This is a genomic window from Paenibacillus sp. FSL R7-0216, assembly GCF_037969915.1.
Classification (GTDB): Bacteria; Bacillota; Bacilli; order Paenibacillales; family Paenibacillaceae; genus Fontibacillus; species Fontibacillus rhizolycopersici.
Window position 1 is genome coordinate 2,065,710 of the sequence record NZ_CP150222.1, and the last position, 14,257, is coordinate 2,079,966.

Below are 14,257 nucleotides of genomic sequence, written 5' to 3' on the forward strand. Positions count from 1 at the left end.
GAAGATCATGAGTTATCGGGTTGTAATGATCGGGGCCGGCGGCATTTCGCGTAACCACCTGGACGCGATTCGGCAACTGGGGCCGGAGCGGTTGACCGCGGTGGCGGTCGCGGATCCCGATGGCGTTAGAGGGCGGGATGTCGCGGCCCAATATGGCCTCGCCTATTATCCCAGCTACCAGGAAATGATCGTTCGGGAAAAGCCGGACATCGCCATCATCGCGCTGCCGCATCATCTACACGAGGAATGCGCCGTATTCTGCGCAGCGAAGGGCTGCCATCTGCTGTTGGAGAAGCCGATGGCGATCAGCTCGGCGTCCTGCAACGCGATTCTGGCCGCGGTAAAGGAAGCCAGGATAGCGCTGATGGTCGGGCATACGCAGCATTATTTGCCGGCGAACCGGCAAGCGAAGACTTTGATCGAAAGCGGCAGGATGGGCAAGCTAGTGGCGATTCATGACACTCGGCACAAAGCCTATTTCGAAGAAGAACGTCCGCGCTGGTTCCTCGAGAAGGAGAAGGCCGGAGGCGGCATCCTGATGAATTTGGGCGCTCATTCGATCGACAAGATCCAATGGTTGACCGGTCGCCGGGTGACGAAGGTCAAGGCGGTGTTGAGTTATGAAGCGCCGATCGGCAATGTGGAGGGCAGCGGCGTCGTACTGGCGGAGACGGAGGGCGGCATCGGTGCGGTGATCGTCCAATCCGGCTATGAGGGCGTGGCGAAGGACGAAACGGAGTTGATTTTTACTGGAGGAATGGCCAGGCTGATTTCCCGCCAAGGCCTATGGATCAGCAGCGACGGGGAGTACGAACCGGTGGAAGGTGATGATGCCCAAGGCGCCGAATCTCCATTTGCCTTGCAGCTACATGATCTGCTGGATGCCATCGAGCATCGCTCGGAGCCGGAATGCTCCGGCGAATACGCCAAGTCGGTGATCGCCGTACTAGAGGCGGTGTACCGTTCACAGGCTACGGGGGTGGAACAGGTTGTCGACTGAACCGAAAACCCTCGCGATGAAGTTCAGTATCTGCTCCACCGGACTCAAAGGGATGATCCTCAAGGAAGTGCTGGAGGCAGCTAACCGGTTACAGCTTGATGGGGTTGAGCTATGGGAAGGCCACATTGCGGAGTATTTAGATGGCGGCGGCACGACTCACGACCTTCGGCGGTTATTATCCGAACATCGTCTCAGTGTCCCGGCAATCAGTACGTACACCTCCTTTTCCCAAAACGAAGCAGCCGATCTCCAGCAGGTCCAGAGGGCAGCCCGTTGGGCTAAGGAACTGGGCTGCCCAAGGATACGTACATTCGCAGGGCATCTATCGTCCCGTGAGGCGCCCCCCTCTTTATGGGATAGCGTAGTATCCGGTCTATCGGCTGCATCCGCAGCTTGTGAGCAGGATGGAGTTCGACTGGCCATTGAAATGCATAACAATACGTTGGCCGATACCACAGACGACATTTCCAAGCTGCTGGATCGAGTTGGCCCGGAGTTGGAATTGATCTTCGACGGGTTTAATTTTTTCGTTGATCACCAAGATCCCTTGCCTGCCCTAGATCGGTTCTATAACCGGATACCCCACGTTCATTTCAAGAACTATCAATGGAACCACCAGGACTGGGCCCAAAGCGTTCCCGTTCCCGTGCTGCAAGGGGACAGTGACCATCGCGCAATCCTGCGAAAGCTGGCGGAGCTGGAGTATGACGGATTTCTCTCGTTTGAATATTTCGGCGATCGGGTCCTGGAGTTAACGCAACTTTCCCTCATCGAAGTGACCCAGGAATTGTCCGGTGGAGGTGACGATCGTCCTTGAACCTCAATGTGGCGGTAATCGGTCCAAGCGACTTGGTCGATAAGGTGGTGGAAGTCGGCAGCGTGTTTCAGGAGCTCAACATGATCCCGGCCCCCTATCCACATGAGCAGGATACGCTCGAAGTCGTGGCCCGCGTTCGGGAGCAGGCGGACATCCTGTTGTTTACGGGTCCGATTCCCTATCAGCTCGCACTCGATAGCGAGCCTGGCCTGCCGATGGTGCATGTACAATATTCCGGGACTACGTTGTATAAGGTGTTGTTTGATTTCTACCGCACCCAGCTGCTAGAGATGGATGGGGAAATCCGTATCAGCGTGGACGTGCTCCTGCGGCATGAACTGGAGGAGCAGCTAGACGAGCTTGGCCTGGTGCGCCGGCAAATTTACGTCAAACCGTACAGCGCCGGTACGCGCCACGAAGATCTGGTCGCCTTTCACTACGAGTTGTGGAGCCAGGGGCTCGTCGCGGCCACCGTCACTTGTGTCACTTCGGTGTATCAGCAGCTCGTTGAGCTGGGCGTTCCCGCTTTTCGCGTCGTGCCTACGCAATCGTCCATTCGGGACGTGCTGAACCGCGCGCTCCTCGAGGGGAAGAGCCTTCGTTTATCCAGCACGCAAATGGCGATCGGCATTCTGAATATCGATCATTTCGAACGGGTTGTGAAGGAGGCGGCTTCCGACTACGAGGTTCAGCGCAAAAAAATCATCCTTCAGCAAATCCTGATCGATTTCGGGGAGGAGACGCAGTCTTTGATCAACTGGACGGATTCGGGCGAGGTCTCCTTCATCACCACGCGGGGGATCATTGAACAGGCGACTCGCAAATTCGAGCAAGCCCCGCTGCTGCTGGAGGTGATGGAGCGGCTGCAGTGGAAGGCGAGTATCGGAATCGGCCTCGGTCGAACGGCGAACGAGGCGGAAGGAAAAGCGCGGGAAGCGTTGCTAAAAGCCAAAGCGGGCGGGGGCGGCAACTGTTTTCTCATGATGCAGGACGGGCAGGTCTACGGGCCGATGGGATCAGAGCTGACTTTGAAATATTCGGCACGAAGCGAAGACCCGGAGCTGATCTCCATGGCCAAAAAGGCCGGTCTCAGCGTCGGAACGCTGAACAGGTTAATCTCTCTATGTCGCAGGCTGGACACTAGGGCCTTAACCGCAGCGCAACTGGCGGAAGGATTCGGGATCACCCTGCGCAGCGCTCGGCGAATCATGGCCGCGTTGGAGAAATACGAATTAGCCACCATCGTGGGGGAGGAGCAGCCGGTGGGCCGCGGTCGACCCCGACAAATTTACGCGCTGCACATCGACGGTTTCTTTTGATCGGGGAAAAATAGGCGTTTCGGAGGACAAAACGGGGGCGGATTCGGCATACAAATCAGGATATAGCGTTATTCAAAAGGGGATGAAGCCAATGAACCGCCTGATACTGCCCGCCGTTCCCAGCCACCGCCATACGGAGGGGGTCCGGATTCGCCGCGACTACGAACGGTTCCGACATACGGGTCTTCCGAAGCGGCTTGAGATTTATTTGATGGAGGCGTATGGCATCGACGTCGCTTCCAGGTATGGACTTACTCCGATCAAGAACCCATTTGGCAAAGCCGCGGGCCAGCTGTCGCTGAATGAAGCTCAAGTTCGTACGGATGCGCAGGCCGGCCTGGGATTTGTCGTCCTAAAAACTGTGATCGCGGAAAACGGACAAGGCCATCGCGGGATGGAGGCTTGGGCCGTCAAGGATACGCGGATGAAGGTGGAGCCTATCACCGGGAAGGAAACAGGCGACAGGGGGTGGAACGTTACTTGGCATGGACGGGGGTGGCATGGTTCGTTTGCGGAATACCTGGGCTTCTTCGCAGCCTCACTGCGCCATGGGTCCGAATGGGGGACCGTCGTCGTGCCTTCCTGCAAATATCACTTGCCGGCGGGAAACGACGATTTTGCGTTAGACGAATATCGCCATACGACGCAGAGTTTGGCCCAGGTTTGGCGGAAGGCCGGCGAAGCGGGTCCGCTCCAATTGGAAAAAGACTTTAGCCCGACGCTAGCCGGATCGGACCGGGCGGAGCAACAGGAGGCCATCCTTCGTTGGTATCGAGAGGTGCCCAGGCTGATCCAATCGGCCTTGCCGCCGGACGAGCTTCAACTGGGAATTAAACTGATGAATACGGTGTTTGATGATGACTTTCAATTGCGGACGATTAGAACGTTGATCGAAGAAGGTGAGGTTCGGCCGGATTATCTCGTCTACGCGAATCGGCTTTATGAACGGACGAGTCAAGATGGCGAGAAGCGCGGGGCCGCCTATGGCGGGCCGGATCTGAGTCGCCGTAATCTGCGGCTTCTCTCCACGCTGCGCCGATTGGAGCTTGAGGGAGAGCTGACGGTGCCTGTTCCCGGCATTTCGGGGACAGGGGATGTGCACTCCGGTAAGATGGCGCTGGAATACGCATTGCGCGGCACCGAAAGCTTGCAGATGCACACCTTGTTTCAGCTGCCCTCCAGCGCGTATGGCATGACCATTGGCAGCAAAACGGAGCGGGCTTTGCATGAGCTGTATTTTCATCCGGAGAACGGATTGGTCACCTGGATGCTTCACTTAAGAGAAACTGGGGAAATCGGACATCGGGAGGGAATCGCCTCGTTCCGCGAGGTGACCACTTGGTATCGGGAGCGGGGACGCGATTTTTTCGTAAAGGGGGATCACGAATGAATATTACCGAGGTGAGACAAGCCTTGGCATGGGGACTCGTCCCGGCCGTTCCGGTCCCACGCGACCTTACGGGCCAGATCCATGAGCAAGCGCAGGAAGCTTATGCTCGGTATCTTGCGTCACAATCCATCGCCGGGGCGGCCGTTTGGGCACATACAGGACGGGGATTACATATGGACCGTTCGGAGCGAATTTCGGTTCTAGAGACGTGGAGAGCGGCGCTTGGAGAATCCAAGCTGTTGGTAGCGGGCGTTGGAGCGATCCCGGACTTCCGTTTGCTGGGTGCGGCCAAGATAGATCGATGGAAGCAGGACAGCTTGTCCATGGCTGCCGATGCGGTTCAGGGGGGAGCGGACGCTCTGCTCGTATTTCCACCTGTGATTCTCCATGAGCTCCCGGAAACGGAACGGAATCAAGCCATTGTGGACTATCATCAAGCGTTAGGGCAATTGGGGAAACCTCTCATTTTGTTTTATTTATATGCCGAGGCCGGGGGAATCGCCTACTCCACTGAAGTGCTGAGAGCCTTGTTGTCCCTTGAGATGTCAGTAGGGATCAAAATGGCGACGCTCGACAGCGTGATGACGCTGCAGGACGTGTCCACGCTCATGTCCGAAGAATTCCCGGAGCAGCTGCTCATTACCGGAGAGGACCGGATGTTCGGATATTCGCTGATGCGCGGGGCTCGCGGCGCCTTGGTTGGACTAGGCGCCGCGTTCCCGAACATTCAACATGACCTGATGCAGGCGTATGCCGATGGAGACTACGCAAGGTTCATGGCGTTATCCGCCCGGGTGGACGGCTATGCCGAGAGTACATTTATCCGCCCGATGGATCAATATATATTGCGTATGCTTGGGTGCCTTGCGCTGTCCGGCGTGATTCCGGAGGAAGCCGCGAATGACCTCGCCGACTACAGAATGACCCGGCAGGAGATCGCTTCTCTTCGCCGGGCCATTGAACGGTATCGATTGTATTAGCCCGCGCCAGGGATTAACGCTGCGGCCAGATGGCGGTGATGTTCCGGTTCAGGTCATAGGCCGACGCCCAATAGTATCCAGGAGCCACGATCCGCTGGGGCAAGAAGCCAACTTCGCCGGAAGGGGAGGTTAACGCCTCGGACGAACCGCTGGCGTACCCATTCGCATCGGTGGACATTTCGATGTAACGCCCTCCGCTCTGGGTAAATCGCCCATACACAGCGGCGGGCACGCCTTGGCCGGTTTCAAGATCGATGATTTCCAAGCGGACTTCGGCGCGTGTCACGTTGAAGGTAATCTCCATATTTCCGACGATCATCGGTTTCAGGTACGTGGAGGAGGTCGCCGTCGTTGCGGATGCCTCCGGAGAGGTCGCCGGCCCGATATTGCCGCTGATGTCCATGGCTGCGACCTTATAGTAATAGGTCGTATTCGAGAGTAATCCCGTGTCCATATACGTCAAATTTCTGGAGGTCCCGGCCAAATGAGCGTCATCCGGCGAAAAATCGGGTTCCGTACCGCGATAGATCAGATAATGCTCGATGTCGGAATTGTCCGTGGCTCGCCCGTAGCTTAGCTGCACCGACTGAAAACCGGCTGCCGAGGCCAGCGGCGGATCCGGCAAGACGGAAGGCGGCTCCGTATCAGCGGGATCGACGCGCCAGAGATGGCCGTCCGGTCCCCAGGTGGAGGGCAGCCAGCGGATCGAGTCGTAATGATGCATGGCGATGCCGGCGAAGGCCGGATCGGATTGGAACGCCGCATACACTTTATCCAGCTCAGCTTCCATATACGTGCGCCCTTCTTCACGGAACGTGATCGTTTCCGGATCGCCGCTGCTTGCGATATCCAGCGTTTCTACGCCGATCACGACGGAATTCGGCTTTCCGATCATATTGGCGTAGCTCAGTTCGCCTTGCGCTTGGGCGATAATGCCGACGCCCCCATCCGCCACATCGCGATAATCCATGATAGAGATGTAATCGCTGAGATCTTGAACATGCTCGGAGAGCCATTTGGTTTCCCCGTTCCACGTAATCTCTTTGGCGCCTTCGCTGCTGTCGAACCAGCGCGGAATGGCCGGTCCGAAGGGCAAGTCAATGCCGGCGGCGTTCCGGCGATCGATCATTTTCTGCAGCACATCGAGGTATTGCAGTTGAACCGTAGGCTTCTCCGCGTTAAACTCCGGCAGGATATACGGTTCGATATCCACGTTCACGCCATCGAATCGTTCGGCTGGAGTCGCCGCGATATTATAGTTGATGACCTTCTCGATTTCCCGGACGGCATACTCATGATAAGGGGCTAGCGCTCCCATATAGGGCGGCGTTGTCCCACCGGCAATGCAGGCCTGAACCTGGTAGCCGTTGTCATGCGCCCAGCTCACAAAATCGCGTACCTTGTCGGGATACTCTTCGAGAATATCGACTCCGCCGTAAGGGAACACGCCGATGTAGAAGGTTGTGATTGGATCCGAATCAAAGGTGGTCGTGTCCTCGGCAAAAGCTTTTAGAGCGGATTTGGATCCGGGGTTCAGGAACAGATTGTAGGCAGCTTTTTCCCATATCCACATGGCACGATCCTGCCTCTCAACCGTCACGGGTTCGTGGGTTCCTCCTCCCGTGGAAGCATATACGGTCATACTGCGGCCGATATTCCCAAATTCATCGATCGCTCTGGCTTCCAGACTGGAGGTCTTATCGCCAAGGTCTTTGGTATTCCAGGTATATTTGTAAAGCTTTCCGGACTTAACGGCCTTCTGCCAGGCTCCATCGTTGATTCGAACTTCCACTGACTGAATGCGACTCCTGGAGTTTACGGAAATGTGAATCGAGGTGGTTTTCCCTCTAAGCTGCGCCCCATCCAGCGGATTCGTAATGGAAACGGCGGGTTTCGTCACCTTGGGGTTATCCACACGGATCGTAATCGGTTGACTCGATACACCGTATCGGGTCGTGCTTTGTGTTCCTTTGGCAAGCAACGTGATCTCACCGTCATATCGGCTGGTGTCCAGCTCGGCACTCCAAATGCCTGAGGCTTCGCCGTTTTCGCCGTCCGTCCGGGTCGGCAGTTGCTCCGTGCCATTGACGATCAGGACGACGTTGTACGCCTCCGTGTACTGGCCTGATACGGTAAGCATTCCTACCTCCACTTCATCACCGTGGGCAGGGGTGTCAATCGTTACGAGGGAAGCGGCTGAGACCATTGGGAGGGGGCCAAGCGGGAGAAGCGGAAGAAGAGAAGCGATGCATAGGGCGGCGAGCAGTTTGAAGAACCTATCTTTTCGCTTAGCAAGGAACACAAACATCTGAATCTCCTCACTTCCTTTTTAAAATAGAGAAACATTTTCCACCATTGTAAGCGCTTTAGGATTAAGTGAATACTTCCGTATATCGTCCGAAAAAAACGGCATGTCTATTCCAAATCCATTTGTTCCATCGGAAGGGAAAATTGCCTATTGCGTCTAATTATTTGGATGTGGAACACGGTTGTGACTCAGAGATTTTGAAGGAGGATCAGGGATGTTGAAATTATTCGAGTATAACTGGCAAGTCCGCCGCGATTGGTTTGACTGGTGCGAGACGGTAAGCGAGGAAGAATTGATGAAGAAACGCACCGGAGGACTCGGACGCATCCTTCCTACGTTGTATCATATTGTGGCCGTCGAATATGGGTGGATCGTTGGTGGCATCCAAGAGAGAACGGTCAATCTCCCTCCTTTCGAGGAAGTGGCCAGCTTAGCTGAGGTCAAGGCTTTTTCCGACCGCTGTCACAGGGAGCTTGCACCATTTATTTATGATTGGAAGGATAGTTTGGAAGATCGCGTGATGATCGATATCACGGATGAGGGAGAGCGGGAAGCCCATACTTACGGTGAAGTCTTGCGGCACGTGATCGCCCACGAGATCCACCATATCGGCCAATTATCCGTATGGTCACGAGAAATCGGTAAGAAGCCGGTAACGGCCAATTTGATAGGCAGGGGGTTATTCCCCGGATGAGTAAACCCTATAAATTTTCGCGGATTGGTTATGTGTATGTACCGACATCCCGTATCGACGCGTCCATTCAGTGGTATACGGACAATCTAGAGTTTACATTGATAAACAAATTCGAAGACCGCGGATCTAATCTAGCCGTGTTGCATCACCCGCATCAACATTCGATTGCGTTATTGCTGATTGAGACGGAAAGTCCCAATCGACTAGAAATCCTGCGCAACGGAAAACCGTTTCCGATCATGGCGATCAACTGTCCTAATATCGAATACACGCATGAGATGTTACGGAATAAAGGGGTTGAAGTAGAAGACTTGATGACCTTGGGAAACGGGGAAGCGAAGTATTTCTACTTCCGTGATCCGGAGGGGAACCTCCTTGAAGGAGCCTGGTCCAAATGGGACCCGGTCGATGAATATAAGGATGAGTTTGGAAGATGACGGGATCAGATCAGTCCCAATCCGGCCTTGGATTCATTTTCAACGGCCGGGTTGGGACTGATCTTGTTTTATTCAAACCCGAGTCACCCTATTAGTTTTAGTTTTTTTTTCTAGATGACCGCTATCAACGTTCGACAAATTCTCTAGGCGTCGCTATGTATAATTTGGTTTATAGGAGAGGGATAAACGGGTCTGATCGGATATGCAAGCTAGATTGAGGGGAGTAGGAGGGACATGGACACAATGAGAATACGATCTATTCTGCTCCGGAGGAACGAGCGGTTGCTGCTATTATTGACGTTGATTATGGGAATTGCCACGGAGCTCACGGGATGCAGCCTACCCGGACAAGCCGAGGACCTGCCTACTGGAGGCGATCAGCGTTCTCGTCCCCAGGTCAGCATCGTCATCTCCGATCTGGGCATGACTTTTCCCGAGGGCATGGATGAGAACGACAACCGTTATTTGAATTATATTGAAGAGCAGACCGGCCTGGACATTCAGGTCAACACGCCCCCCACCGAGGTCTATGACGAAAAACTGGACGTCATTATGTCCTCGGGGAACCACCCCGACATGCTGCACGCCTATGAGCCCGTATGGTTTGACAATTATGTCAAACAGGGGGCACTGTTACCCTTGGATGATCTGATCGACCGGTACGGCCCTCACCTGAAAGAGAAAATTCCTCCCGAAGTATGGGATAGAGTCAAATACGGCGGCAAAATTTATGCCGTGCCTAGCTTAAACGAAGTGACCGGCATCGAGTTGATGTATGCGCGAAAAGATTGGCTGGACCGGCTGGGTCTAGACCCTCCGGAAACGCTGGACGATTATTACAAAGTCATTCAAGCCTTCACCCGGGATGACCCGGACGGCAATGGCTTGCAGGACACCGTGGGTTTGACGTTCACGGCCGAGCTTGGACGCTCCTCTCCGTTCTTCGGCGCCTACGGTACGCAACTGGACACCTGGTTTGAACGTGACGGTCATTTGGTTTACGGAAATATTCTGCCAGAAACGAAAGAAGCGCTTGGCTTTCTAGCCCGGTTGTACCAAGAAGGGCTGCTGGAACGAGAGTTTCCGTTAAACCTTCAGACAAACTTGTTCGAGAAGGTCGAGAACGGGAAAGTGGGGTTATTCTCAGCAACCTGGTACGATACGCGTGGACCGATCGCTGCCAATATGAAACGGGACCCGGACGCTCGTTGGATTCCATTGGAATATCCTACGGGACCCAAAGGGGACAAAGGCGTAAACGGCATTGATCTCATTCGCGGCTATAACGTGATCCCGGCGAATTCCCCGCATGCAGTTGAAGTGATTCAATTGCTGGATTTTATCGCGAGTGACTATAAGACATTGAAGCTCGGTTTTGAAAATGAAATTTGGCGGCGGGAAGGAGATCGGATCGTTACGGATTTCGCCTTGCATGACGAGAGCTTGTACCGGGGGATTTATCAGTCCTTGGTGGACGTTCCCGACGAAACGTTATTTAAGCAGCGCCTCGACTCGCTTGGCGATTTTAACCTATATAACAATATCCAAACCGTTCACCGCAATATTATGTCTAACGCATTTTACGGGATTCCGACGCCGGCGATGGGGAAATACAGCAAGAACCTGACTCGATTGGAGGACGTATTTGTCAAAATTATTTTAGGGATCGAACCCCTGGATGCGTTCGATCAATATGTCGAGAGATGGAAAGCGGATGGAGGGAGTGAAATAACGAAAGAAGTCAATCGCTGGTACGAAAGCAGGAAGTAATCGCGGAGCCGCACCGCTTGGAGGAGGAGTACGGTGATTCGATGGATCAAGAACCGTTTTTCGCACCATATTCAATTCCGGCTGACCGGATATTTTATACTCATCTTGCTTCCGTTGGTCCTGATTAGTCTGTTTGCGGTGGAGAGATCGCGGGATATCCTTTATAACCAGGCGGTGCATCGGACCGAAACGGCCCTTTCCTCGGCGATGAACCACTTGGACCTGGTCTTCCAGAACGTTGAGGAGATTTCGACGCTGATCGCCGGGGACCCCGCCATGAATGCACTGCTGAACGAGAACGGCAGCGATTTCTCGCCGCAATCGATCATGGCTTTCTCTTATATTTTGGAACAACTGTCGAACTCCGTTTCGGTTAACCGATATATCTCACAAATTTCCGTCTATCATCCCGCCTCAGGGATGCTGATTTCCACCCATTACGGAGGCAAACAACTGGCAGGGGACGCCCAGAAGGAATGGTTCGTGGAGACCGCCCGCCATAACGGGACAGGCATCTCTTATGTGAAGTCGGACTATGCGGTTACGGACGGGGTGACTTTTGGGCAATTGACGAACACCGACAGCATCTCGCTTCTGCGGGCGATGGATTTGTACAACAGCGATCGGCAAGCGAATCTGCTCGTCGTGTCGTTCAGTAAGAATAAATTGTTGAATATTATCAAAACCTTGCTGCCTTCGGAAAACAGCCGAATCGCATTATCAAATGAACAGGGGGAAGTGCTGCTTGAGGTTGGCAAACCATCGCCCCCCCATCTTCCGGATCAGGATATGACCGTCACGATGGATTCCTCCTATTCGACCTGGCGACTGACCATGGTCCAGCCCAAAAGCGAGCTGTATCAAGAGACCGATCAATTGCGCCTGTTTACCTTTGCTATTATCGGGCTGAGCCTGATTCTTGCCTTCACCGTATCCTGGGTCGTGTATAGCGGAATCGCTTCTCCCGTACTGAAATTGGCCAAGGGGATGAGACGACTCGGCAACGGGGAACTGGGGATCCATGTCACTACGAATCGGAAGGACGAGTTTGGATTTTTGATCCAATCCTTTAATCGCATGGCCATGGTGCAGAAACACCTGATCGAGGATCATTATGAGCAGCAGTTGCGCCTGAAAACGACGGAGCTCCGCTTTCTGCAATCCCAGATCAACCCGCATTTTTTGTATAACACGCTGGATTCGATCTACTGGATGGCCAAAAATTACGATGCAGAGGAAATCAGCGAGATGGTGATGAACCTCTCCAGCTTCTTCCGGCTCAGCCTAAACAAGGGTCGGCAGGTGTTCACAATCGAAGAGAGCATCGTCCACTTGAATTATTATTTGCGTATCCAGCAGCTTCGTTTCATGGACAATTTCCGTGTGGAGTATCGGATATCGGAGCGGAGCAAGCGGATTCCGTTGTTAAAGCTGCTGCTTCAGCCGATCGTGGAGAATGCGATTATCCATGGCATGGAGGGGAAAGAATCGGACGGTTGTCTGGTCATCTCCAGTTGGGTTGAACAGGAGCGGACGTTGTTTATCCGCGTGGAGGACAACGGCCCGGGAATGGAGGAAGAGCGGCTCCATTATATCCAGCAGGAGCTGGACCATATGGATCCCCGCATGGTTTCCGCCTATTTGCAGGAAGAAGAGCAGGCGAAGGATTTGTTTGGCCTGCGCAATGTGCTGAGCAGAATGAAATTGTATTACGGACCGGAAGCGAGGTTGACGGTTCAGAGCGTATGGGGAGAAGGAACAGCTGTTTTGTTATCCATTCCATGGGAGGGGGAACGGGATGAATCTGATGATTGTGGAAGATGAGCCCCGGCTGCGCCAGGCGCTTGCCTATAATATCTTGTGGGAGTCACACGGAATCGATATGATCGGCACGGCGGCAAACGGACTGGATGCGTTGAAGCTCATGGAACGGAAGAAGCCGGATCTGATGCTGATCGACGTACAAATGCCGGGGATGGACGGACTGACTCTGCTGCGCGAGCTTAAAGAGCGTGGATTGCTCACGAAGTTGATGAAAATCATTATTTTGAGCGGACACGACAATTTCGAATTTGCCCAAACTGCGCTGAAGCATGGGGTTTCACGATATTTGCTGAAGCCCGCGGGCGAGGAAGAAATTTTGGAAGCCGTGCTGGAAGCCCGGCGACAGCTGCAGCACGAGTTAGAACAATGGCGGCACCAGGCGGCGTTAGAGAAGCAGTGGTTGTCCAACCTGCCACATTTGCAAAATCTGTTCTTCCTTCAGTGGGCCGGCGGCAAGGTTGGACACGGGGAGATCCTGAGCAAATGCATGGATTTGCAAATCCCGCTGCGGCAAGAGGATCGTATCGCGGTTGCCGTGATGGAACTGGACCCATCTCCAGAGGAGGGGGAGAAGGCGGAGATTCAGAAGTTTACGTTGCAAATTCTGGCCAAAGAACTGTTACCCCCTCCGACCTGGTGGATCGCGACCGACTCGGACATGAATCTGATGATGGTGTTCGTGGTTGGGCCAGAGACAGAGGTGAGCGAGGCGATGCTACGGATGAATGCGGACTTGTCCCAGCTGCTCTCCCGGATTAAAGAAGTGCTGCATCGAACTGCCAGCGCTGGCATTAGCGCAGGGGCGGGCCCACTAGAGCACCTGGTTTCGTTATACCGGCAGGCTAGCCATGCCCTGCAGGAGCGGGTCGTGTACGGGCATGATCTTATCATCCCGTATCGGGAAACAGCTAGGGAGTACGCTCGGCCCTTCGCGATCCAACCCAATCTGGAGAAGGAGTTAGAGATTGCGATGGAGACCGCGGACGAGGCCAAAGCCATGGAAGCCCTGCAAGGGATATGGGATGAACAGGTTACCAAGATGGAGACTTCGGACGAGTTTCATGAGTCGGTGTTCTTTGTGCATGGCCTGTTTACCCGAATGATTCAAAAGCGGGGCTGGACGATCAAACAGGTGCTTGGTGATGATGCGAGGTATATCCAGAACATGAGCTTACTGAGCACTCAAACGCAGACCTGGGCGCATATGACGAGAATCGTTAACCGGATTGTGGTCTACGTGAAGGAGCAACGCAAAGCGAACAGCCATCAGGTGGTGAAGGAGATTTTGCGGTTGTTGAATGAGGAAATGGATCAGGAATTAACCCTGCACACGGTGGCAGACCGCATGTATATCAATTCCTCTTACTTAAGCCGGTTGTTCAAGCAGGAGATGGGGGTCGCCTTCTCGGATTACGTGCTCGAACGCAAAATGGAGCGGGCCAAATCGCTGCTGCAGGAAGGACATAAAGTGTACGACGCTGCTCGTTCGGTGGGTTACCGGGATGTGAGTTACTTTACCAAGGTTTTCCGCAAGTATTGGGGGGTAAATCCTGGGGAGTGTAAGGGTTAGCGAACTTTAACGCTTGTGAGCAACGCTATTTGGGTCTTTATGGCGTGGTTGTCAATCTAACGCTGATTAGAAAGCTTATTTGTCGGTTTTCTGCGGAAAAGGAGCTGTTTTTCCACGTATAAGCTCTCTGGCAAGCGTTAGAATGGGA

General features: G+C 54.0%; 11 protein-coding genes. 10 read left to right on the plus strand and 1 reads right to left on the minus strand.

Features of this window, described 5'->3' with window-relative positions; all coding sequences use genetic code 11:
- The first annotated feature begins 7 nt into the window (after nt 1-7).
- The 5 genes from MKZ15_RS09200 (at nt 8) to MKZ15_RS09220 (ending at nt 5,506) form a co-directional block, all read left to right on the plus strand.
- A complete protein-coding gene (locus MKZ15_RS09200) occupies nt 8-1,000 on the plus strand; it encodes a Gfo/Idh/MocA family oxidoreductase (RefSeq protein ID WP_155605166.1) in 993 nt (330 codons plus the stop codon).
- Nucleotides 990-1,817, plus strand: a complete 828-nt coding sequence (locus MKZ15_RS09205) for a sugar phosphate isomerase/epimerase family protein (protein WP_339821383.1) — start codon at nt 990-992, stop codon at nt 1,815-1,817. The genes MKZ15_RS09200 and MKZ15_RS09205 overlap by 11 nt, the downstream gene beginning before the upstream one ends.
- Nucleotides 1,814-3,136 carry a transcriptional regulator gene (locus MKZ15_RS09210; protein ID WP_339821386.1) on the plus strand — a complete coding sequence of 441 codons (1,323 nt, stop codon included), beginning with the start codon at nt 1,814-1,816 and terminating at the stop codon, nt 3,134-3,136. The genes MKZ15_RS09205 and MKZ15_RS09210 overlap by 4 nt, the downstream gene beginning before the upstream one ends.
- Nucleotides 3,137-3,227: 91 nt before the next feature.
- Nucleotides 3,228-4,526 carry a hypothetical protein gene (locus MKZ15_RS09215; RefSeq protein ID WP_339821389.1) on the plus strand — a complete coding sequence of 433 codons (1,299 nt, stop codon included), beginning with the start codon at nt 3,228-3,230 and terminating at the stop codon, nt 4,524-4,526.
- The gene (locus tag MKZ15_RS09220; protein ID WP_155605170.1) at nt 4,523-5,506 is read left to right on the plus strand and encodes a dihydrodipicolinate synthase family protein; all 984 of its coding nucleotides are present in this window, start codon (nt 4,523-4,525) and stop codon (nt 5,504-5,506) included. The genes MKZ15_RS09215 and MKZ15_RS09220 overlap by 4 nt, the downstream gene beginning before the upstream one ends.
- 13 nt (nt 5,507-5,519) lie before the next feature.
- Here MKZ15_RS09220 and MKZ15_RS09225 read toward each other — a convergent pair whose 3' ends face one another.
- On the minus strand, nt 5,520-7,646 hold the full coding sequence (locus MKZ15_RS09225) for an Ig-like domain-containing protein (RefSeq protein WP_339821392.1): 2,127 nt from the start codon (nt 7,644-7,646) through the stop codon (nt 5,520-5,522).
- Nucleotides 7,647-8,028: 382 nt separating this feature from the next.
- On the opposite strand from MKZ15_RS09225, the gene MKZ15_RS09230 reads away from it, so the two are divergent.
- The 5 genes from MKZ15_RS09230 to MKZ15_RS09250 all read left to right on the plus strand — a co-directional run bounded on the left by MKZ15_RS09230 (nt 8,029) and on the right by MKZ15_RS09250 (nt 14,109).
- The gene (locus MKZ15_RS09230) at nt 8,029-8,508 is read left to right on the plus strand and encodes a DinB family protein (protein ID WP_339821396.1); all 480 of its coding nucleotides are present in this window, start codon (nt 8,029-8,031) and stop codon (nt 8,506-8,508) included.
- On the plus strand, nt 8,505-8,945 hold the full coding sequence (locus tag MKZ15_RS09235) for a VOC family protein (protein WP_339821400.1): 441 nt from the start codon (nt 8,505-8,507) through the stop codon (nt 8,943-8,945). Before MKZ15_RS09230 ends, MKZ15_RS09235 begins: the two co-directional genes overlap by 4 nt.
- Nucleotides 8,946-9,188: 243 nt before the next feature.
- Nucleotides 9,189-10,715, plus strand: a complete 1,527-nt coding sequence (locus MKZ15_RS09240; RefSeq protein ID WP_339821403.1) for an extracellular solute-binding protein — start codon at nt 9,189-9,191, stop codon at nt 10,713-10,715.
- 33 nt (nt 10,716-10,748) lie between these two features.
- Nucleotides 10,749-12,539 carry a sensor histidine kinase gene (locus MKZ15_RS09245; protein WP_339821406.1) on the plus strand — a complete coding sequence of 597 codons (1,791 nt, stop codon included), beginning with the start codon at nt 10,749-10,751 and terminating at the stop codon, nt 12,537-12,539.
- The gene (locus MKZ15_RS09250; protein WP_155605174.1) at nt 12,514-14,109 is read left to right on the plus strand and encodes a response regulator; all 1,596 of its coding nucleotides are present in this window, start codon (nt 12,514-12,516) and stop codon (nt 14,107-14,109) included. The genes MKZ15_RS09245 and MKZ15_RS09250 overlap by 26 nt, the downstream gene beginning before the upstream one ends.
- Nucleotides 14,110-14,257 lie beyond the last annotated feature (148 nt).